The organism is Streptomyces sp. NBC_00287, assembly GCF_036173105.1.
In the GTDB taxonomy this organism is placed as follows: Bacteria; Actinomycetota; Actinomycetes; order Streptomycetales; family Streptomycetaceae; genus Streptomyces.
On the sequence record NZ_CP108053.1, the window covers coordinates 4596459 to 4617228 of the forward strand.

The window sequence follows — 20770 nt, forward strand, 5'->3', positions numbered from 1 at the left end:
GTTGTGTCGTCAGCTCATCAGGGGCAGCAAAGCGCCAAGATCCGCCCGCTCCCCGCTGGCGCTGACCTTCGCCTCGCGCAGGGCGTCCGACCACTCCAGCCGCCCGGTCGCGAGCCGGATCCAGGTCAGCGGGTCGGTCTCGACGACATTGGGCGGGGTGCCGCGGGTGTGCCGGGGTCCCTCGACACACTGCACGACGGCATACGGCGGGATCCGCACCTCGGTCGAGCCGCCGGGCGCCTTGACGGCCAGCGCGTCGGCGAGCAGCCGGGTGCAGGCGGCGAGGGCCTGCCGGTCGTACGGCACCTCGAGACCCGGCACCGCGGCGGTCAGGTCGTCGGTGTGGACGACGAGTTCGACGGCGCGCGTGACGAGATAGTCGGCGAGCGGCAGGGCACCGGCGTTGGTCTCCAGCACCCGGGTGCCGGGGTGGGTGTCGAGCAGCTCCTCGAGGGCGCGGGTGATGTCGGCGAGGTAGGCGTCGAGGTCGGGGTGCTCCTCGACCAGCCTTTTCGTGAACTCGTCGATGGCCGAGGAGCTGGCGGAGGTCGCGAAGGGCCAGTCCAGCAGTACGGCGTCCGGCTTCGGCGGCTCCGGCAGCGCGAGGGAGCGCCCGATGGCCGTCACCGCCATCCCGATGTGCGCGACCAACTCCCGTACGGTCCACTCGCCGAGCCGGGTGGGCAGCGCGAGCTGCTCGGGCGTGAGCCCGCGCACGGCGTCCTGGACGTGCCGGAGCTGGGCGAAGACCGCGGCGCGGATCTTGGCGTGGTCGTAGCTGCGGGTGCGCTTCTTGGCCGGGGGCATGCGATCAAGCGTAGGAGAGGGTCACTCGTACGTGTGTACGGCCGTGAAAACCGCCCCGTGGCGCCGGAACCCGACAACACTGGTCTGCGCCTGGAAGGGGGTGCAACATGACGGTTATGGCCGAGCACACGTCTCAGATGTCGGTGGACGAGTTCGAAACGATCGCCTCCGCCGCTCCCGAGACCGTCACGTTGGAGTTCATCAACGGACGGATCGGGGTCAAAGCGGTGACGGACGGGGACCACAGCACCATCGTGTCCTGGCTGGCCCGGCGCTGTATGCAGGCCAGGGCCGACCTGGACCTGTATCAGGGGCAAGGACTCCGGGTCGAGGCGTACCGGGAGGGCAGGGCGAAACCGGATGCGGTGCTCGCGCCCGAGGCCCACTTTGCGGGGCACGGCGAGTGGGCCGAACCCGACGGGGCTCTCATGGTCGTCGAGGTCACCTCGTACGACTCGGACACGGACCGCAGGGACCGGCACGAGAAGCCGGCCGCCTACGGCCAGTCCGGCATCCCGCTGTACCTCCTGATCGACCGGGACAGCTGCACGGTCACAGTGCACAGCTCCCCGGACTGGCAGGTCGGCGGCTACCGACACGTCCTCACCGCGAAGTTCGGCGAGAAGGTGCTCCTCCCCCACCCGATGGGCATCGAACTCGACACGGAGATCCTCAAGAACTACGTGCGGTGAGCCGAGAAGAAGGTCCCGTCCGTTGACCGGACGGGACCTTCATGTCGTACTGCCGACTACGCCAGCAGTGCCGGGATCGTCGCCTCGTGAACCTCGCGGAGTTCGGTCAGGGAGAGCACGAACTCGCCCTGGACGTCGATCTCCTCGCCGTCGACCACGCCGATGCGGGTGACCGGGAGGCCCCGGGCGCCGCACATGTCGTTGAAGCGGACCTCCTCCGAGCGGGGTACGGCCACGACCGCGCGGCCCGCCGACTCCGAGAAGAGGAAGGTGAAGGCGTCCAGACCGTCCGGGACGATCAGACGGGCGCCCTTGTCGCCGAGCAGCGCCGACTCGACGACCGCCTGGATCAGACCGCCGTCGGACAGGTCGTGCGCGGAGTCGATCATGCCGTCGCGGGAGGCCGAGATCAGGATCTCGGCGAGCAGCCGCTCGCGCTCCAGGTCGACCTGCGGCGGCAGACCACCGAGGTGGTCGTGGACGACCTGCGACCAGGCCGAACCGCCGAACTCCTCACGCGTGTCGCCGAGGAGGTAGAGCAGCTGCCCCTCCTCCTGGAAGGCGACCGGCGTACGGCGGGCGACGTCGTCGATGACACCGAGGACCGCCACGACCGGGGTCGGGTGGATGGCCACCTCGCCGGTCTGGTTGTACAGGGAGACATTGCCGCCGGTCACCGGGGTGCCGAGCTGCTGGCAGGCGTCTGCCAGACCGCGGATGGCCTCCGCGAACTGCCACATCACCGCCGGGTCCTCGGGCGAGCCGAAGTTCAGGCAGTCCGACACCGCGAGCGGCTTGGCGCCGGTCGTGGCCACGTTGCGGTAGGCCTCCGCCAGCGCCAACTGCGCGCCCGCGTACGGGTCGAGCTTGGCGTACCGGCCGTTGCCGTCCGTCGCGATGGCGACGCCGAGGCCGGTCTCCTCGTCGATGCGGATCATGCCGGAGTCCTCCGGCTGGGCCAGCACCGTGTTGCCCTGCACGAAGTGGTCGTACTGCGAGGTGATCCACTTCTTGGACGCCTGGTTGGGCGAGCCGACCAGCTTCAGGACCTGCTCCCGCAGCTCCTCCGAAGCAGCGGGCCGCGGCAGCTTGTTCGCGTCGTCCGCCTGGAGCTCGTCCTGCCAGGACGGCCGGGCGTACGGGCGCTCGTAGACCGGGCCGTCGTGCGCGACCGTGCGCGGGTCGACGTCGACGATCTTGCCGCCGTGCCAGAAGATCTCGAGCCGGTCGCCGTCCGTGACCTCACCGATCACCGTGGCGATGACATCCCACTTCTCGCAGATCTCCAGGAACCGGTCGACCTTCGCCGGCTCCACGACCGCGCACATGCGCTCCTGCGACTCGCTCATGAGGATTTCCTCGGGAGAGAGCGTGGAGTCGCGCAGCGGGACGTCGTCGAGTACGACGGTCATGCCGCCGGAGCCGTTGGACGCCAGCTCGGACGTGGCACACGACAGGCCCGCCGCACCCAGGTCCTGGATACCGACGACCAGCTTCTCCTTGAACGCCTCCAGGGTGCACTCGATGAGGAGCTTCTCCTGGAAGGGGTCGCCGACCTGGACGGCCGGACGCTTGGAGGGCTTGGCGTCGTCGAAGGTCTCGCTCGCCAGGATCGACGCGCCGCCGATGCCGTCGCCGCCGGTCCGGGCCCCGTACAGGATGACCTTGTTGCCCGCGCCGGACGCCTTCGCCAGGTGGATGTCCTCGTGCCGCATCACACCGATGGCACCGGCGTTGACCAGCGGGTTGCCCTGGTAGCAGGAGTCGAAGACGACCTCGCCGCCGATGTTGGGCAGGCCCAGGCAGTTGCCGTAACCGCCGATACCGGCGACGACACCCGGCAGCACGCGCTTGGTGTCGGGGTGGTCAGCGGCACCGAAGCGCAGCGGGTCCACGACCGCCACCGGCCGCGCGCCCATCGCGATGATGTCGCGGACGATGCCGCCGACGCCCGTGGCCGCGCCCTGGTAGGGCTCCACATAAGAGGGGTGGTTGTGCGACTCGACCTTGAACGTGACCGCGTAACCCTGGCCGACGTCCACCACACCGGCGTTCTCGCCGATGCCGACGAGCAGCGCGTCGCTCTGCGGCGCCTTCTCGCCGAACTGGCGCAGATGGACCTTGGAGGACTTGTACGAGCAGTGCTCGGACCACATGACCGAGTACATGGCGAGCTCGGCACCGGTGGGCCGGCGGCCGAGGATCTCCACGACCCGCTCGTACTCGTCCTTCTTCAGGCCGAGTTCGGCCCAGGGCAGCTCGACGTCGGGGGTCGCGGCCGCGTGCTCGACCGTGTCCAGAGGCGTCCGGCTCATGCGTTGACCAGCTTCTTGAGGATCGAGGTGAAGAAGGGGAGACCGTCGGTGCGGCCGCTGCCGATGAGCGGCTCCACGGCGTGCTCCGGGTGCGGCATCAGACCTACGACGTTGCCGGCCTCGTTGGTGATGCCGGCGATGTCGCGGAGCGAGCCGTTGGGGTTGAAGTCCAGGTACCGGAAGGCGACGCGGCCCTCCGCCTCCAGCTTGTCGAGTGTGTACTCGTCGGCGACGTACCGGCCGTCCATGTTCTTGAGCGGGATGTAGATCTCCTGCCCGCTCTCGTAGTCGCTGGTCCAGGAGGTGGCGGCGTTCTCGACCCGCAGCTTCTGGTCGCGGCAGATGAAGTGGAGGTGGTCGTTGCCGAGCATCCCGCCGGGGAGCAGGTGGGCCTCGGTGAGGATCTGGAAGCCGTTGCAGATGCCGAGGACCGGCAGACCGGCCTTCGACTGCTCGATGACGGTCTCCATCACCGGCGAGAACCGGGAGATGGCCCCGGCGCGCAGATAATCGCCGTAGGAGAAACCGCCGGGCAACACCACGGCGTCGACCTGGTGAAGGTTCTTGTCCTTGTGCCAGAGGGCGACGGGTTCGGCACCCGCGAGACGGATCGCGCGCTGGGTGTCCCGGTCGTCGAGACTCCCCGGGAAAGTGACGACGCCAATACGAGCGGTCACTTCGCGGCCTCCGCGACTTCCTCCACCTTGACGGTGAAGTCCTCGATCACGGTGTTGGCGAGGAAGGATTCCGCAAGATCGTGGATGCGGGCGAGCGCGGCCTCGTCGACCGGCCCGTCAACTTCCAGTTCGAATCGCTTTCCCTGACGTACGTCCGAGATGCCTTCGAAACCCAGCCGCGGCAGTGCGCGCTGCACCGCCTGGCCCTGGGGGTCGAGGATCTCCGGCTTGAGCATGACGTCGACTACGACGCGTGCCACGTGCACTCCCGGTGGTGTGGTGCTGAGCAGGTTCCTGCAGTGGTTTCAGACTACCTGCACAAAATTTCTACGCGCGTCGACTTGTAGGAATCTACGTGATGGCTGTCACGAGCCGACAGAAGTGCGGGTACACGGAAAAGTTCCGGGAAAGATCCGAGATCGTCACCCGATACCTATTGCGCTCGGACACGCGGGAGGATTTAGTCGGGCTTCACAATGCATTGTCGGGCACTGTACAAATGAATTGTCACCCGTGCCGTACGAAGGGACCAATTTCGTGGCGCAGAAGGTCGTGGTCACCCTCTTTGACGACATCGACGGCTCGGAAGCGGCGGAAACGATCGCCTTCGGACTCGACGGCAAGTCGTACGAGATCGACCTGAACCAAACGAATGCCGAGAAACTGCGTAAGGCGCTCGAGCCGTACGTGGAGGCCGGCCGCAAGCGGTCGCGCTCCGGCAAGGCCTACCGGCAGACCGAGGTCGCCCCGGACCCGGCGGCCGTCCGGGCCTGGGCCCAGGCCAACAAGATGGACGTACCGGCGCGCGGCCGGATCCCCAAGAAGGTCTACGAGGCGTTCGCCGCGGCGCAGTGACGTTCCCCCGGTCGTCCTCAGGGTGTGTCAGCGGGCCCTGAGGACAGCCGACTTGCGCTGCACCCCTGTCGATCAGCTAGAGTCTGGAACACGCCGCGGGGCGGGGCCGGAAAAGCCCAGCTCACGGAGGCATGCGGGTGTAGTTCAGTAGTAGAACATCCCCCTTCCAGGGGGAAGGCGCAGTGTGCAATTCCTGTCACCCGCTCTGCACCGCCGTACCGGGCATCCTTCTGGATCAGGTAGGCTGGTGCTCGCGCCGATCGGTGAGAGCCGGTCGGAGGCAATGCGGACGTAGCTCAGTTGGTAGAGCGCAACCTTGCCAAGGTTGAGGTCGCGAGTTCGAGCCTCGTCGTCCGCTCGGGAATGAGACCCCGGTCCATCGGACCGGGGTCTTTTCATATGCCGCGCGCGTTTGCCTGACATTTGTCATACGCGGTGATGACAGCCCGCACTGTCCGGCCGCCCGCCTCGCCGGGACGCTGAAGTCATGGACAGGAACGAACACGAACACGTGATTGAGGTCACCGACCTGCGGCGTGTGTACGGGGGCGGGTTCGAGGCGGTGCGCGGAATCACCTTCTCGGTGGCGCGCGGTGAGGTCTTCGCGCTGCTCGGCACCAATGGTGCGGGCAAGACCTCCACCGTCGAACTGCTGGAGGGGCTCGCGCGGCCCGCCGAGGGGCGCGTCCGGGTGCTCGGGCACGACCCCTACTCCGAACGGGCCGTCGTAAGGCCGCGGACCGGGGTCATGCTCCAGGAGGGCGGTTTCCCGTCCGAGCTGACCGTCGCGGAGACCGCCCGGATGTGGGCCGGGTGTGTGAGCGGGGCGCGCTCTTCGCTGGAGGTGCTGGCGCTCGTAGGACTCGACCGGCGGGCCGGGGTGCGGGTGAAGCAGCTCTCGGGGGGTGAGCGGCGGCGGCTGGATCTGGCGCTGGCGCTGATCGGGGATCCCGAGGTGCTGTTCCTCGACGAGCCGACGACCGGGCTCGACGCCGAGGGCCGCCGGGACACCTGGGAACTGGTGCGGGCGCTGCGCGAGCGGGGCACGACCGTACTGCTCACCACGCACTATCTGGAGGAGGCCGAGGGCCTCGCCGACCGGCTGGCGATCCTGCACGAGGGGCGCATCGCGGCGGCCGGCACCCCGGCCGAGGTGACCGCGAGCCAGCCCTCCCGGATCTCCTTCGAGCTGCCCGAGAACTGGTTCCTGGGCGACCTTCCGCCGCTCGACGAGCTCGGGGTGTCCGGGCACGAGGTGGACGGCCGGGTCGTACGGCTGCGCACCCGCGAGCTTCAAAGGGCGGCCACCGGGCTGCTGACCTGGGCCGAGCGGGCCGGGGTCGAGCTGCGGCGGCTGGATGTGCGGTCGGCGTCGCTGGAGGAGGCGTTCCTGGGGATCGCCCGGGAGGCGTCCGCGGCCGAGGCGAAGGAGTACGCGGCATGAGCGAGGCGATGACGACCCCGGCGGGGCGGGTGGCGGCGCTGGCGCGGGCCGAGCTGACCCTGTTCGGGCGCAGCAAGGGCATGATCGTGGCGGCCGTGTTCGTCCCGCTGGTGCTGCCGTTCAGTGTGCGGGCGGCGGTGGAGGACATGGACCTCGCCGAGCACGGGCTGGACGTGGGGCAGGTGCTGCTGCCCGGGGCGATCGGCTTCTCGCTGCTGTTCGCGGTGTACTCGGCGCTCATCGGCGTCTTCGTGGGCCGCCGCGAGGAACTCGTACTGAAGCGGCTGCGCACCGGCGAGCTGCGTGACCGCGAGATCCTCGCCGGGGCCGCGCTCCCGCCCGTGGCCATCGGCCTGGTGCAGGCCCTGGTCCTGGTGGCCGGCTGCACGGTGCTGCTGGATGTGGCGGCCCCGAAGGCGCCCCATCTCGCCGTCCTCGGGCTGCTGTTCGGGCTGGTGATGTGCGCGGCGCTGGCCGCCGTGACGGCGAGCTTCACCCGGACCGTGGAGAGCGCGCAGGTCACCTCGCTGCCGCTGGTGATGGTCTCGATGGTGGCCTCCGGGATCGCGGTCCCACTGGAGCTGCTGCCCGAACCGATGGCCTCGGTGTGCGCACTGCTGCCGCTCAGCCCGGTGATCACACTGGTCCGCGGCGGCTGGACCGGCTCCCTGTCCGCCTACGAGGCACTGGGCGCCCTGCTCACCGCGCTGGCCTGGACCGTGCTCGCGGTGTTTGCTGTAGGGCGGTGGTTCCGCTGGGAGCCGCGGCGCTGAGAGCGTGGGGGAGCGTGCCAGGCGGCGGGCGCCCGGCCGGGGATGTGACCCAGGCTCTGACGTACGGGAACAGTCGGGAACAGTAGGGAGTGGCGCGTGTCGGGGGGATGGTGGCGGGGCAAGAGCACGCCCGCGAAGGTCGAGACGTATACGCGCTGGTCGTTTCATTTCTTTGCGCTGGCCGAGGTCGGCGGGGTCGGGGTGCCGACCGGGGAGGCCATGGGAACGGCGGCCGGGGGCTGGCTGCTGGCGCTGGTTCTCGGGCATGCCGTGATGTGCGCGGTGACGGCGTCACGGGCGCTGGACTGGACGCGTGGCCGCCGTGAGCAGCCCGTCCGGCTGCTGTGGGCGCTCACCGCCACCACCGCGGTGATCGCCGTCACCGCGATCGGGATCTCCGAACACGGCCCCGAGGGCGAGGCCGTCGACTCCGCGGCCGGCGCGGTCTTCGCGGTCGTACTGATCTTCGCGGCCGGGGTCATGGCTCTCGGGGTACGGGACCGGCGGCGGGTGTTCGCGATCGTCGGTGGCTTCGCGGTGGGCGCGGGTGCGGTGTCGTTCCCGCTGGGGATGCCGGGACCGGCAGCACTGGCCATGATGGCCGCGGTGCTGATCGGCGGCGGATTCATCGCCTTCACCTCCGCCTTCTCCGTCTGGCTGCTGAATGCCGTCTACGAACTCGACGAGGCCCGCGAGACCCGCACCAGGCTCGCCGTCGCCGAGGAACGGCTGCGGTTCGGGCGGGACATGCACGACGTCATGGGCCGCAATCTGGCGGTCATCGCCCTCAAGAGCGAGCTGGCCGTGCAGCTCGCGCGGCGCGGGCGCCCCGAGGCCGTGGACCAGATGATCGAGGTGCAGCGCATCGCGCAGGAGTCGCAGCGCGAGGTGCGGGATGTCGTACGGGGATATCGCGAGGCCGATCTGGGGGCCGAACTCGCCGGTGCGCAGGGCGTGTTGACGGCGGCCGGGATCTCCTGCGAGGTGAGCGGGCCGGTGGCGGGGCTGCCGGCCGAGGTGCAGTCGGCGCTCGGGTGGGTGGTCCGGGAGGCCACGACGAATGTGCTGCGGCACGGGAACGCGGAGCGGTGTGCGGTGTCCGTGCGGGTGCGGGAGGAGTGTGTGGTGCTGACGGTGGAGAACGACGGGGTCGTGGGTTTCCCCGGGAAGGGCGGCTCCGGGCTTGCCGGGCTGCGGGAGCGGCTCGCGGCCGTGGCGGGGACGTTGGAGGCGGGGGCCGAGGGAGGCGTGTTCCGGGTGGTGGCCGAGGTGCCGTTGGTGGGGGTCGTGGCGTGAGTGTGCGGGTGCTGCTCGCCGACGACGAGCATCTGATCCGGGGTGCGCTCGCCGCGCTGCTGTCGCTGGAGGACGACCTGGTGGTCGTCGCCGAGGCGGCCAGCGGGCCCGAGGCGCTGGCCATGGCCCGGGCCCACCGGCCCGACGTAGCCGTGCTGGATCTTCAGATGCCCGGCGCGGACGGTGTGAAGGTCGCCACATCCCTGCGGGCGGAACTGCCGTCCTGCCAGGTCATGATCGTGACCAGTCATGGCCGCCCCGGGCATCTCAAGCGGGCACTTGCGGCGGGTGTGCGTGGGTTCGTCCCCAAGACCGTCAGCGCCCAGCGGCTCGCTGAGATCATCCGCACGGTCCGCGCCGGAAACCGCTATGTGGACCCCGAGTTGGCCGCCGACGCGATCTCCGCCGGGGACTCACCGCTGACCGCGCGGGAGGCCGAGGTGCTGGAACTCGCCGCCGACGGAGCCCCCGTCGCGGAGATCGCCGAGCGGGCCGCGCTGTCGCAGGGGACCGTGCGGAACTATCTCTCCTCGGCCGTCTCCAAGCTCGGGGCGGAGAACCGTCACGCTGCGGTGCGTCTCGCCCGTGAGCGAGGTTGGGTATAGTTGCTCTCGCGCCACGGCGCATGCGGACGTAGCTCAGTTGGTAGAGCGCAACCTTGCCAAGGTTGAGGTCGCGAGTTCGAGCCTCGTCGTCCGCTCTCTGTTGAGAAGCCCCCCGGTTTTCGCCGGGGGGCTTCTTCTTTTACGTCTTTACGCCCAGCTCGTGCCCGTCAGACGCTCGTACGCCTCCACGTACTTGGCGCGGGTCGCGTCCACCACGTGCTGCGGCAGCGACGGCGGGGGCTGCTCGCTCTTGCGGTCCCAGCCGGACTCCGCCGAGGTCAGCCAGTCACGGACGTACTGCTTGTCGTACGACGGCTGCGCGCGGCCCGGCTCCCACTGGTCCGCCGGCCAGAAGCGGGAGGAGTCCGGAGTGAGGACCTCGTCGGCGATGACGAGGGTGTCGCCCTCGAAGCCGAACTCGAACTTGGTGTCCGCCAGGATGATCCCGCGGTCACGGGCGATGCCCCGGGCCCGGGAGTAGACGGCGAGGGTGGCCTGGCGCAGCTGGGCGGCGGTGTCGGCGCCGACCTGGCGGGCGACCTCCTCGTACGAGACGTTCTCGTCGTGCTCGCCGACCTCGGCCTTGGTGGCCGGGGTGAAGATCGGGGCTGGGAGCTCACTGCCGTCGACCAGGCCCTCGGGGAGGGCGAGGCCGCAGACCGTACGGGAGTCGTTGTACTCGACCAGGCCGGAGCCGGTGAGATAGCCGCGGGCCACGCACTCCACGGGGACCATCTTCAGCGACTTGCAGATCAGGGTGCGGCCCGCCCAGTCGGCGGGGGCGTCGGGCGGGAGTTCGGTGCTCAGCACATGGTTGGGGACCAGGTCGGCGAGCTGGTCGAACCACCACAGGGAGAGCTGGGTGAGGACGCGGCCCTTGTCGGGGATCTCGGTCGGGAGCACCCAGTCGTACGCCGACATACGGTCGCTGGCGACCATCACGAGGTCGCCCGCCTCGTTCTGGTACAGATCGCGCACCTTGCCGGTGTGCAGGTGCACCAGGCCCGGAACCTCGATCGGCTCGGGCTTTTCTACGAATCCGGACACGGTTCCTCCCCGTGGTTTGAATTAAGGGGGGCCCGCAGGGCTCGAATAGGGTGGTGGTGGGAGACGGGCGGGCCAACGGGTCGATTGTCCCGTATAGGCGTCTGACCTTGGACTTGGGGTGCCTTCGGTGAGCTCAGTCACGCTTGCAGATGCGGTCCAGGAGGTTGGCGGTGGCGCGCTGGATACGGGGGTCGACATGGCCCGGGCGGTCCAGGGCCGGGGACCAGGCGAAGGTGCCGGACGCGAAGACCAGGGCGCCGGAAGGGGCGCGGTAGAGGGACGTCTCCTGGTGGCGGAGGGCTCCCTCGCCGTCGGTGTACGGGGAGTGCGCCAGCAGGATGCGCTCCTCGTGCTCGGGCAGCGCGGTGCGCGGGAAGTAGCGGTCGGCCTCGCCCGCGACCATGCCGTCGAGTTCGTCGCCCTCATGGGCGCCGGTGGCGTCCCACAGCCAGTGGTCGGCGTTACGGACGATCAGGGGGTGGGGCTCGGGGACCCGGCCCGCGTACTGGATGCCGACCAACTGCTGTTCGGGGCGGTCGATCTCGCGCCACAGGACCGGCTTGCCCGGGCCCCTGCGTTTACGGCAGGTCAGCAGACGGTCCGGGACGCCGGACGGGGAGGGGCCCAACTCCACCTGCCAGTACATGGTGTTGGCGGAGAGGAAGACCAGCGAGGTGCCGTGCTCCCTGGCCAGCTCGACCGTGCGGCGCATGTGCGGGGACCAGTACTCGTCGTGGCCGGGGAAGACCAGGCCGCGGTAGCGGGTGGGGTCGACATGGCCGGCGTGCAGATCGCGGGCGTCGGCGTAGGCGAGGTCGTAGCCGTAGCGCTCGGCGAAGCGGATGAAGTCGTAGGCGTGGCCCACGTGCAGGGGGAGGCCCGCGCCGGCGTACGGGCGGTCGAAGGAGACGGTCGTCGCGGCGTCGGCCTCGCCGAGCAGCCGGCCGTTCTCGTCCCAGGCGTGGTAGAGGCTGGCGCCGGTGCGGCCGTCCTCCGGGTAGAGGTTGTACGCCTGCCAGGTGATGTCCGGCAGGAGCAGGAGCAGATCCGCCGGGTGGTTGTCGCGGATCGTGAACGGGATGTGGGAGCGGTAGCCGTCGACGGTGGTGAGGACGGCGACGTATGCCCCGATGCTCCAGAACGGCGGGATCTGCAGCCGCCAGGACAGCCACCAGTGGTGGCAGGAGACCGTGCGGTCGGCGGTGAGGGGTGGGGGCTGGACGATGCCGGAGAGGCGGGGGCTGGTGGTGATCTTCGCGGCGCCGTCTCCGCCGTAGTGGCCGATGCGGTAGATGTCGACGGCGAATTCCTGGGGTGGGTCGACGGTGATGTGGAAGTCGACGGCCTCGCCGGGGGCTACCGCGCCGGTGGAGGTGAAGCCCTTGATCTGGCGGTGTACGTCGTCGGCGGAGCGGGGGCCTGGGGTGGGGCGGGTGTTTTTGCTGGTACGGGGGCTCGGTACGCGGTGTTCGCCCGGGGGCGGCGGGGTGTCCTGGGGGGTGTCGACGTACCAGGGGACCACCTGGCCTGTGTCGTCGAAGTACGTCTCCGAGCCACGGAGCCAGGGGACGGGGCCCTGGCCGAAGGGGTCCGTGACGGCGTGCGCGAGTGCTCCCGACTCCCAGCGGCGGATCTGCTCCGACCCCATGGTCGCTCCCCTCCCTCTTGCCCCCGTGGTTGTTATGGCGCCCTTGTGACGGTCGTATGTCGCAAGCCCTTGCCATGTGCGCGATTGGTCCCAGCACATCACATTGCGCACGCATGCTGTCACTATTCGTTGCGAATTGGCCGAAAGTGGAATTGGGGGTTCCGGTACGGGGGGCTTTGGGGCGGGGAGTTCTGCGACTGTGCGTCAGTCCGTTCGGGCCGTTCGGGCTGTCAGACGAGGCGTACCGGCTTTTCCGGGCGTATGCCGGATTTGATCAGCCAGGCCTTCAGGGGGGCCGGGTCGCCGTCCTCGATGAGGCTGAGGACTCGGGGGGTGAGGTCGGCGGCGCGTTCTCCGTTGATGAGGAGGGTGGGGCCGTCGAGCCAGTCCAGGCCGGGGGTGGCGCCTGCGGTGTCCATGGCGGCGCAGCAGACCATGGCGGTGACGTGGTCTGCGAGCAACTCTCGGGCGGAGCGCGGGGGTTGGAGGGGGAAGAGGGGGAGGGTGCCGTCGTCCCAGAGGGTGGTGTCGGGGGTGGGAGTGGTGGTGGGGTGGGTGGGGGTTTCTTCGCGGGCCAGTTCTGCGGTGAGGCCTGCGGCGAGGGTGGCGCAGCGTTCGCTGTCGGGTTCCTCGGCCTCGGCTTCGCCTTCGGCACTTGTTGTGTTCCCACCCGCACCACCCGTGCTGCTTTCATGGTCGGGTGCGGGTGGCCCCTGTGGGGCGGTATCGCCGTCGGCGGGTGCGGGGGTGTGCGTGGCCGAGGTGGGTACCGGCTCGTTTGTTGCCGAGGCGGGGGTGGGCTTGTGCAGGGCCGCGTCGGGGGTGGGGGCCTGGGTCGCGGGGTCGGCTGTGGGTGGTTCTGTCGCTGCGTCGGCTGTGGGTCCATCGGTGGCCGAGCTGGGCTCAGAGGCATCCCTCGCCGAGTCCGCTGCAGAGGCATCCGTCGCCGAGCCGGGGGCAGCGGTATCCCTCGCCGAGCCGAACCCCGAGGCTTCCCTCTCCAAGCCGGGCGCAGAGGCATCCGCCGCCGAGCCGACCCCCGAAGCATCCCTCGCTGAGCCGGGCGCAGAGGTATCCGTCGCTGCGTCGGCCGTAGAGGCATCCCTCGCTGCGTCGGCCGCCGAGGCTTCCGGGGTCGAGCTAGGTGCAGGCGTCGGCGAGTCGGCCGTAGGTACCGGGCGTGGTGTGGGTGGGGTCGACAAGTGGTTCAGGACTCTGGAGAGGGTTGGGCCGTCGGCGTGGGGGTCCGGGGGGCGGACTCCCAGGGTGTTCAGGACCTTGTGGAGGCGGGCTGCGTCTGTGCGCCATTTGCGGTCCACCACCTCCTCCGGGTACTCCTGCCAGTCCACTGGGGACCAGTCGGGGCCCGTTTCCGCGGGGCCGCCGTGGAAAAGGCGGGCGGCCAGAAGGGATGCCGCTTCGTCTACCGCGCCCGGCTCTTCCAGGAGGTCGCACGCCGGGCGTTCGCCCAGGCGGGAGGCGAAGCCCTCGGCCAGGCGGTCTCGGCGGGAGAGTTCTGTGAGGGCCGCTACTACTCCCGCGTCCAGGCGGGACGGCCAGCGGCCCATGCGCCAGGCGGGGAGTGCCACTCGGGTCAGGAGGCGGTCCCAGCCCGCGTAGGCGAGGCCCACCTGTTCCTGGGCGACGATGCGCAGGCCGTAATCCACAGCCTGTGCACGTTCCGCAGCCGCCGCGGCCACCCCTCGCTCCATCTGCGCCGCGTGTTCCCGGCAGCTGCGCAGCAGCAGGCGGGCCACTTTGCCGACGCCGGACAGGACGGCTCGGGACAACGGGCCCCGGTTCGGGGCCGAGGTCACTGCCACCGCCGCGTCCAGGCCTCGTACGAAACGGCGGGCCGCGGCTATGTCGGGGTGTGCCGAGGGACCAGTACCCGCTACTACCGGGGCCAGGACGGCTCGGAGCTCGCCCACCCGCATCCACCACAGGAACGGGGAGCCGATGACCAGGACCGGGGCCGCCGTGGCTCGGCGGTGCGGGCCGCGCAGGCCGCTCGTGAGCTCGTCGCGGTCCTCACGCGGGGGCGGGCCGTGGGCAGGGTGGGTGCGGTCCTCCAGCCAGCTGTCGCAGTCCGGCGTGAGCGCTATCGCGGAGGGTGCGGGGACGTCCAGGCGGTCGGCCAGGTCGCGCACCATCCGGTACAGATCGGGCGCCGACTCCTCCGCGATCGGGACCGTCGGACTGACGGCCGGCCGCGAACGGGCCACGACCAGCGCGATTCCGCCCGCCGCCAGCAGCACAAGCACGGCGACGCAGCTCACGGCCCAGCGGGCGGCATGCCAGCCGGGGCCCACGAGGTGGCCGGTGGAACCGCCGGCCAGCAGCACCACGGCGAACGCCGCGGGCAACAGGGCGACAGCCAGCGCCCGGCTACGGATCCGCAGCACGGCCAGCGCCCGGGAACGCGCCGTCTGCGCGCCCGCCTCCACACCCATACCGGTCACGACCGGACCTCACCCCCTCCCCGATGCGCGGGCCGTCAAGGCTGCGCTGCCTGTCCAACCTGTCCTGGTGTTGGTCACTCCCCCACTGTGGCACCCGCCACTGACATCGCAATGCCGGTGGGCCAAGTGCCGGAACACTTGCGCCGCACCCTAGTTGGGGGTCCGGCCCCCGTCAGCCGGATGGGGCAGCGGTCACTCGATGGAATGGCTCTGGGGAAAGGTGGATGACGGACAGCAAGCATCAGGCCCCGGTTCCTGAGACGGATCCGGGGCCTGGACGGTTCACCGGGAGGGCTTACGGCCCCTTACTCGGCGGCGGCCTTAGCCGCGATGTCCGTACGGTGCTGGGAGCCGTCGAGGCGGATGCGCGCGACCGCCCGGTACGCGCGCTCGCGGGCCTCGGCCAGGTCCTCGCCGGTCGCCGTGACCGACAGGACGCGGCCGCCGGCGCTGACCACGGCGTCACCGTCGGCCTTGGTCCCGGCGTGCAGGACGTACGCGTGCGGGGCGTCCTGGGCGGCGACCTCGTCGAGGCCGGTGATCGGGTCGCCGGTGCGCGGGGTGCCGGGGTAGTTGTGCGAGGCCACGACCACGGTGACCGCGGCGTCGGAGCTCCAGCGCAGCGGCGGCAGGTCGGCGAGGTCGCCCTTGGCCGCGGCCAGCAGGACACCGGCGAGCGGCGTCTTCAGACGGGCGAGGACCACCTGGGTCTCGGGGTCACCGAAACGTGCGTTGAACTCGATCACGCGTACACCCCGGGAGGTGATGGCGAGACCGGCGTACAGCAGTCCGGAGAACGGGGTGCCGCGGCGGTGCATCTCGTCGACGGTGGGCTGCAGGACGGTCTCCATGACCTCGTCCACCAGCTTGGGGTCGGCCCAGGGCAGCGGGGAGTACGCGCCCATGCCGCCGGTGTTCGGCCCCTCGTCCCCGTCGAGGGCCCGCTTGAAGTCCTGGGCGGGCTGCAGGGGCAGGACCGTCTCACCGTCGGTGATGGCGAAGAGGGAGACCTCGGGGCCGTCGAGGAACTCCTCGATGACGACCCGCTCACAGGCGTTGGCGTGCGCCCTCGCGGCCTCCAGGTCGGCGGTCACGACGACGCCCTTGCCGGCGGCGAGACCGTCGTCCTTGACGACGTAGGGGGCCCCGAAGGCATCGAGTGCCTCGTCGACCTCCTCGGGCGTCGTGCAGACGTACGACCGTGCCGTCGGGACCCCGGCTCCCGCCATGACCTCCTTGGCGAAGGCCTTGGAGCCCTCGAGCTGCGCGGCCTCCCCGGAGGGGCCGAAGACCGGGATCCCCGCCTCGCGCACGGCGTCGGCGACCCCCGCGACGAGGGGCGCCTCCGGCCCTACGACGACCAGGTCGGCGCCGAGCCGAGTGGCCAGCGCGGACACGGCGGCGCCGTCGAGGGCGTCGACCTGGTGCAGCTCGGCCACCTCGGCGATACCGGCGTTGCCGGGGGCGCAGTGCAGCGCGGTGACGTCGGGGTCGAGGGACAGGGAGCGGCACAGGGCGTGTTCGCGGGCGCCGGTACCGATGACGAGGACCTTCACGGGGGTCAGCCTAACCGGAGCGGGGGTGGCGGGATTGTGCGGGCTGCTGAAGGGAGGGGTGGGCGGGGGTTGTGGGTTCGTACGAAGCTGGGCCGCTGTCCGGGGCGGCTACTCGTTCGTGAATTCCTCGACCACCGTCGCGCCCAGTTCCCGGACGATCAGGTCGTAGCCGGAGAGGGCCGATTCATTGAGGTCCGGATCGTCGTCCTCCGGGATGTCGTCCTCGGGGGCGACGGGCGGCGGCGGCTCCGGGGCCGGGGGCTGGGCCGCGGGGGCAGGGGTGCGGGGCGCCGGTGCGGGGGCCGCCTGTGTCTGGGCCGTGGAGGCGGGCGGGGGCGTGGGCTGGGGAGGTGCCGGGCGCGTGGGGGACGCCGTAGCGCCACCGCCGCCGTAGCCGCCACCGCCGTAACCGGAACCGCCTTGCGCGGGGGCGGAGCCGCCGCCGCCCGACGGGTCGACGATCGCCTCGATCTTCCACTGGACGTTGAACTGCTCGGCGAGCGCCTGTCGCAGCACGTCCTCGCTGCCGCTGCTCGCGAAGTTGTCGCGGGCGCCGGCATTGACGAAGCCGAGCTGGAGGGTGGTGCCGTCGAAGCCGGTCACCTGGGCGTTCTGGCTGAGCAGGATCCAGGTGAAACGGCGGCGGTTCTTGACGGACTCCAGGATGTTCGGCCAGAGCGTGCGGGGGTCGAGGCCGCCGGTGGGGGCCGCTGCGGGCGTGGGTGCGGGCTGGGGGGCAGGGGTGGGAGCGGGGGCCTGCGCGGGGGTGCTCGGTGCGGGGGCGGGTGCGGGCTGGGCTCCGGTGCCTGCGGGGGTTGCTGTGGGCCAGCCGCCGGGGCGGCGGCCGCCGCCGCCGGAAGTGGTGGTGGCGGTGGTGGGCCAGGCGCCGGGGGCGGGCGCGGGTGGAGCCGGTGTGGGCTCGGGGGCCGGGGTGGGCTCGGGAGCCTGGGACGCCGGGGGTCGCTCAACAGCCGGGGCGGGCTGACCGGCCGATACATGCTGACCAGCCGGTGCAGGCTGACCACCCGGAGCCCCCGGCCCCCGTACCGCCGCGCGAGCCGCCGCCGGGCCGCTACCCGGCGGAACCGCTGCCGCCTGGCCCGGCCCCTGAACCTGCGCGTGGGCCTCGGGCCCGGGCACGTACCCCATCGCCGGAGCCGCGCCGCCCCCCGAGAAGTTCACGCCGCGCTCCAGCCGGTCCAGCCGCGCCATGACCGAACGCTCGTCCCCGTACGCGGCGGGCAGCATCACGCGCGCGCAGATCAGTTCGAGCTGGAGTCGGGGCGAGGTGGCGCCCCGCATCTCGGTCAGGCCTTCGTTGACGAGATCGGCGGCGCGGCTGAGCTCGGCGGCGCCGAAGGTGCCTGCCTGGGCCTGCATGCGCTCCAGTACATCCACGGGGGCGTCGATCAGCCCCTTCTCCACCGCGTCCGGGACGGCGGCGAGGATGACCAGGTCCCGCAGCCGCTCCAGCAGGTCGGCGACGAAGCGCCGGGGGTCGTTGCCGCCCTCGATGATGCGGTCGACGACCTCGAAGGCGGCGGCGCCGTCACCGGTCGCGAAGGCCTCCACGACGGAGTCGAGCAGCGAGCCGTCGGTGTACCCGAGCAGGGAGGTGGCCATGGCATACGTCACACCCTCCTCCCGCGCACCGGCGAGCAGCTGGTCCATGACGGACATGGAGTCACGCACGGAACCGCCGCCGGCGCGCACCACGAGCGGGAGGACGCCGTCCTCGACGGGGATGTTCTCGCGCCCGCAGACCTCGGCGAGGTACTCCCTGAGGGTCCCCGGCGGCACGAGCCGGAAGGGGTAGTGATGGGTCCGCGACCGGATCGTCCCGATGACCTTCTCGGGCTCGGTGGTGGCGAAGATGAACTTCAGATGCTCCGGGGGCTCCTCGACGACCTTGAGCAGGGCGTTGAACCCGGCCGACGTGACCATGTGGGCCTCGTCGATGATGTAGATCTTGTAGCGGCTGCCCGCGGGCCCGAAGAAGGCCTTCTCGCGCAGCTCACGGGCGTCGTCCACACCACCGTGCGAGGCCGCGTCGATCTCGATGACGTCGATGGATCCGGGGCCGTTCCGCGCCAGATCCCGGCAGGATCGGCACTCCCCGCACGGGGTGGGCGTAGGACCTTGCTCACAGTTCAGACACCGGGCGAGGATCCGCGCGCTGGTGGTCTTGCCGCATCCGCGGGGGCCGCTGAACAGGTACGCGTGATTGACCCGGTTGTTCCGCAGCGCCTGCTGCAACGGGTCGGTGACATGCTCCTGCCCGATGACCTCGGCGAACGACTCCGGGCGATAGCGGCGGTACAGCGCGAGAGACGACACGCATACGAGGTTATAGGCGCCCACTGACAACCCGGCCCCACGCAGGGGCTCCGCCCGGGAACGCAAGCGCCCCCCACGCACCCGCCAGAGCCGACCTACCCTTGCTGCCTTCCGGCCCTGGGGGAGTTCAGTCAGATAGCGCCGCGTGAGGGGCTGCCCAAACAGTACCCGATGGCAGGGGGTGGGAACGAGTTCGCGAGCACTCCTCAACGTCTTGTATTGTTTGCGGCGGAGGATTCGCCTAGAGGCCTAGGGCGCACGCTTGGAAAGCGTGTTGGGGGCAACCCCTCACGAGTTCGAATCTCGTATCCTCCGCCAGTGCCTCACCGGGCACGATGTCGAAGGGCCCCACCGTTCGCGGTGGGGCCCTTCGTCGTTGTGCGTTCTCAAGTGTTACGCGGGGGTCGCCGTCAGGAGTGGGGGGTTCTCCGTCGTCCACTGCTGGCTGCGGACCAGGTCTTCGTACTGCGGGCAGCGGGACATGAGGTCGGTGTGGGTGCCCGTGTCCAGGACGTGGCCGGAGTCCATGACGAGGACGTGGTCCGCGTGCTGGACCGTGGACAGGCGGTGGGCGACCACGATGACGCTGCGGGATTGCGCGAGGTCGTCGACCAGGTCGCGCAGGCGGTGTTCGTTGATGCTGTCCAGTTGTGAGGTCGGCTCGTCGAGGAGGACGACGTCGGCGTCCGTGAGGAGCACCCGGGCCAGGGCCAGGCGCTGGCGCTGGCCGCCGGAGAGGTCGGTGGCGCGGCCGAGGACCGTGTCGAGCCCCTCGGGGAGCTGTTCCACGGCCTCGCGCAGGGACACCGCCTCCAGGGCCTGCCACAGGGCCGCGTCGTCGAGCACCGCGTCGGGCGCCGCGTCGCAGCCGAGCAGCAGGTTGTCGCGGACGGTTCCTTCGAGCAGGGTGAAGGACTGGTCGACGTACGCCACACGCCTGCGCAGCTGGTCCAGCGGCCAGGCGCCTACGTCGTGGCCGAGGACCCGGACGGTGCCGGAGCCGGGGTGCAGGAAGCGTTCGACGAGGGTGAGGACCGTGGACTTGCCGGCGCCCGAGCGGCCCACCAGCGCGGTGAGTCCGCGCCGCGGTGCCGTGAAGGAGACCCCGGCCAGGACCGGCTCGCCGTCGTAGGCGAAGGACACATCGGCGAATTCGACGGCGGGGGCGTCCTGGTCGGGCACCGGGCCGTTGTCGGTCGCGCCGTCCGTCTCCTGCGGAAGGGCGAGCAGCTCGTCGAACCGGGCGCGGGCGGCCAGGCCCGCCTGGAGCTGACCGATGCCGGAGGCGACGAAGGCGACGGGGGCGACCAGTTGGAGCAGATAGAGCAGGAACGCGGTGAAGTCCGGCATCGTGAGGTCGCCGGCCGCCATCCGCGCACCACCGCCGAGGATGATGCTGACGAGGGCGATCTGCTGCCCGAGTCCCATCACGGGGCCGATCAGTGACTGCAGCCGCGCGCTGACGAGCGTCGATTCGGTCAGCCGGCCGGCGTCCTCGCCGAGCGATCCGGCTGCGCGGCTCTCGGCCCGGTAGGCCTTCACGGTGGGCAGCGCCGCGAGCATGGCGGTGAACCGCTGGGCCAGCTCGCCGAGGGCCGTCTGCTGCTCGATGACGCTGCGCCGGACACGTACGACGACGAAGCCGATCGCCGCGCCGGCGAGCGCGAAGGAACCGATGGTGATCAGTACGAGCACCCAGTCCAGGACGCTCATCACCACCAGCGTGAACACCACGGTGAGCGCGGCCAGCGGGAGCTGGATGGCGCCGATGTCGACGATCGAGCGCAGCATCATCGCGTCCGAGGTGATGCGCGCGACGAGGTTGCCCTCTCCCTGGGCACGGACCTGGTGCAGGGGAAGGCGCAGGGTGTGGTCCATGACCCGGGCCCGGAGCCTGAGGATCATCTGCTCGCCGATCCGTGCGAGGAGGAATCCGGAGGCCGTCGCCGCCAGCGCGCCGCCGAGGGCGACCAGCACCATCAGGGTCACCGGCCACAGGAGTCCGCCGTCCTCGGCGAGCGCCTCCACGAGGTCCCTGACCATCAGCGGTACGGCCACGGTCGAGGCCGTCGACAGCAGGGCGAGCAGCGCGGAGGCCGCGAGGTGCGGTCGGTGACCGCTCATCAGGTCGGCGCCGAGTCGTAGCCTCCGCTCTTCCGGCGCGGGAATTCGGTCTGCCGCCATGTCTGCACTCCCACCTGAAACGGTCAATTCCGTGGGAAATTCCAGCACAGGGCGGTTCGGAAAAGTAATGCC

The 20770-nt window shown here is 70.7% G+C and carries 16 protein-coding genes, 4 tRNA genes and 1 other RNA gene; 10 read left to right on the forward strand and 11 right to left on the reverse strand.

The window, feature by feature from the left end; genetic code table 11:
• Positions 1-9: 9 nt before the first annotated feature.
• The gene (locus OHT76_RS20840) at positions 10-807 is read right to left on the reverse strand and encodes a maleylpyruvate isomerase family mycothiol-dependent enzyme (RefSeq protein WP_328872365.1); all 798 of its coding nucleotides are present in this window, start codon (positions 805-807) and stop codon (positions 10-12) included.
• Between the two features lie 107 nt (positions 808-914).
• Between OHT76_RS20840 and OHT76_RS20845 the strand changes: the two genes are divergently transcribed.
• Positions 915-1499, forward strand: a complete 585-nt coding sequence (locus tag OHT76_RS20845; protein WP_328872366.1) for a Uma2 family endonuclease — start codon at positions 915-917, stop codon at positions 1497-1499.
• A gap of 56 nt (positions 1500-1555) precedes the next feature.
• Here OHT76_RS20845 and purL read toward each other — a convergent pair whose 3' ends face one another.
• From purL to purS, 3 genes are read right to left on the reverse strand one after another with little or no spacing between them, the layout of a single operon-like run.
• The gene (purL, locus tag OHT76_RS20850; protein ID WP_328872367.1) at positions 1556-3814 is read right to left on the reverse strand and encodes a phosphoribosylformylglycinamidine synthase subunit PurL; all 2259 of its coding nucleotides are present in this window, start codon (positions 3812-3814) and stop codon (positions 1556-1558) included.
• Positions 3811-4491: a phosphoribosylformylglycinamidine synthase subunit PurQ gene (purQ, locus tag OHT76_RS20855; protein ID WP_328872368.1), complete on the reverse strand. Its 681-nt coding sequence runs from the start codon at positions 4489-4491 to the stop codon at positions 3811-3813. Before purQ ends, purL begins: the two co-directional genes overlap by 4 nt.
• The gene (purS, locus tag OHT76_RS20860; protein ID WP_015659417.1) at positions 4488-4751 is read right to left on the reverse strand and encodes a phosphoribosylformylglycinamidine synthase subunit PurS; all 264 of its coding nucleotides are present in this window, start codon (positions 4749-4751) and stop codon (positions 4488-4490) included. Before purS ends, purQ begins: the two co-directional genes overlap by 4 nt.
• A 277-nt stretch (positions 4752-5028) precedes the next feature.
• Here purS and OHT76_RS20865 point away from each other — a divergent pair, with 277 nt between their 5' ends.
• The 8 genes from OHT76_RS20865 (at position 5029) to OHT76_RS20900 (ending at position 9559) form a co-directional block, all read left to right on the forward strand.
• Positions 5029-5346 (forward strand): histone-like nucleoid-structuring protein Lsr2, encoded by a 318-nt coding sequence (locus OHT76_RS20865; RefSeq protein ID WP_041821757.1) that lies wholly within the window; start codon positions 5029-5031, stop codon positions 5344-5346.
• A gap of 133 nt (positions 5347-5479) precedes the next feature.
• A tRNA-Gly gene (locus OHT76_RS20870) sits at positions 5480-5551 on the forward strand.
• Between the two features lie 80 nt (positions 5552-5631).
• Positions 5632-5704 (forward strand) — tRNA-Gly (locus OHT76_RS20875).
• Positions 5705-5833: 129 nt separating this feature from the next.
• Positions 5834-6790, forward strand: a complete 957-nt coding sequence (locus tag OHT76_RS20880; RefSeq protein WP_328872369.1) for an ABC transporter ATP-binding protein — start codon at positions 5834-5836, stop codon at positions 6788-6790.
• The gene (locus tag OHT76_RS20885; RefSeq protein ID WP_328872370.1) at positions 6787-7563 is read left to right on the forward strand and encodes an ABC transporter permease; all 777 of its coding nucleotides are present in this window, start codon (positions 6787-6789) and stop codon (positions 7561-7563) included. The genes OHT76_RS20880 and OHT76_RS20885 overlap by 4 nt, the downstream gene beginning before the upstream one ends.
• 96 nt (positions 7564-7659) lie before the next feature.
• Complete coding sequence (locus OHT76_RS20890) at positions 7660-8859, forward strand: sensor histidine kinase (RefSeq protein ID WP_328872371.1); 1200 nt, start codon at positions 7660-7662, stop codon at positions 8857-8859.
• Positions 8856-9464 (forward strand): response regulator transcription factor, encoded by a 609-nt coding sequence (locus tag OHT76_RS20895; RefSeq protein ID WP_328872372.1) that lies wholly within the window; start codon positions 8856-8858, stop codon positions 9462-9464. The genes OHT76_RS20890 and OHT76_RS20895 overlap by 4 nt, the downstream gene beginning before the upstream one ends.
• A gap of 22 nt (positions 9465-9486) precedes the next feature.
• Positions 9487-9559: transfer RNA gene (locus OHT76_RS20900), tRNA-Gly, on the forward strand.
• A 52-nt stretch (positions 9560-9611) separates the two neighbouring features.
• Here OHT76_RS20900 and OHT76_RS20905 read toward each other — a convergent pair.
• The 6 genes from OHT76_RS20905 to ffs form a co-directional block, all read right to left on the reverse strand.
• Positions 9612-10511, reverse strand: coding sequence for a phosphoribosylaminoimidazolesuccinocarboxamide synthase (locus tag OHT76_RS20905; protein ID WP_328872373.1), 900 nt, complete (start codon positions 10509-10511; stop codon positions 9612-9614).
• 133 nt (positions 10512-10644) lie between these two features.
• Complete coding sequence (locus tag OHT76_RS20910) at positions 10645-12159, reverse strand: N,N-dimethylformamidase beta subunit family domain-containing protein (protein ID WP_328872374.1); 1515 nt, start codon at positions 12157-12159, stop codon at positions 10645-10647.
• A 230-nt stretch (positions 12160-12389) separates the two neighbouring features.
• A complete protein-coding gene (locus OHT76_RS20915) occupies positions 12390-14621 on the reverse strand; it encodes a hypothetical protein (protein WP_443049817.1) in 2232 nt (743 codons plus the stop codon).
• A 305-nt stretch (positions 14622-14926) separates the two neighbouring features.
• Positions 14927-16177, reverse strand: a complete 1251-nt coding sequence (gene purD / locus OHT76_RS20920; RefSeq protein WP_328872375.1) for a phosphoribosylamine--glycine ligase — start codon at positions 16175-16177, stop codon at positions 14927-14929.
• 108 nt (positions 16178-16285) lie between these two features.
• Positions 16286-18514 carry a DNA polymerase III subunit gamma and tau gene (locus OHT76_RS20925; RefSeq protein WP_328872376.1) on the reverse strand — a complete coding sequence of 743 codons (2229 nt, stop codon included), beginning with the start codon at positions 18512-18514 and terminating at the stop codon, positions 16286-16288.
• A 59-nt stretch (positions 18515-18573) separates the two neighbouring features.
• Positions 18574-18672: signal recognition particle sRNA small type (gene ffs / locus OHT76_RS20930), an RNA gene on the reverse strand.
• A 72-nt stretch (positions 18673-18744) separates the two neighbouring features.
• On the opposite strand from ffs, the gene OHT76_RS20935 reads away from it, so the two are divergent.
• A tRNA-Ser gene (locus tag OHT76_RS20935) sits at positions 18745-18832 on the forward strand.
• Between the two features lie 75 nt (positions 18833-18907).
• On the opposite strand, the gene OHT76_RS20940 is transcribed toward OHT76_RS20935, so the two are convergent.
• On the reverse strand, positions 18908-20698 hold the full coding sequence (locus tag OHT76_RS20940; protein ID WP_328872377.1) for an ABC transporter ATP-binding protein: 1791 nt from the start codon (positions 20696-20698) through the stop codon (positions 18908-18910).
• Positions 20699-20770: the final 72 nt, after the last annotated feature.

What these genes read in the sequence shown, in the direction of transcription:
- OHT76_RS20840 (WP_328872365.1), bottom strand. Translation starts at nt 807, where the DNA reads ATGCCCCCGGCCAAGAAGCGCACCCGCAGCTACGACCACGCCAAGATC.
- OHT76_RS20845 (WP_328872366.1), top strand. Translation starts at nt 915, where the DNA reads ATGACGGTTATGGCCGAGCACACGTCTCAGATGTCGGTGGACGAGTTC.
- purL (WP_328872367.1), bottom strand. Translation starts at nt 3,814, where the DNA reads ATGAGCCGGACGCCTCTGGACACGGTCGAGCACGCGGCCGCGACCCCC.
- OHT76_RS20880 (WP_328872369.1), top strand. Translation starts at nt 5,834, where the DNA reads ATGGACAGGAACGAACACGAACACGTGATTGAGGTCACCGACCTGCGG.
- OHT76_RS20885 (WP_328872370.1), top strand. Translation starts at nt 6,787, where the DNA reads ATGAGCGAGGCGATGACGACCCCGGCGGGGCGGGTGGCGGCGCTGGCG.
- OHT76_RS20910 (WP_328872374.1), bottom strand. Translation starts at nt 12,159, where the DNA reads ATGGGGTCGGAGCAGATCCGCCGCTGGGAGTCGGGAGCACTCGCGCAC.
- OHT76_RS20940 (WP_328872377.1), bottom strand. Translation starts at nt 20,698, where the DNA reads ATGGCGGCAGACCGAATTCCCGCGCCGGAAGAGCGGAGGCTACGACTC.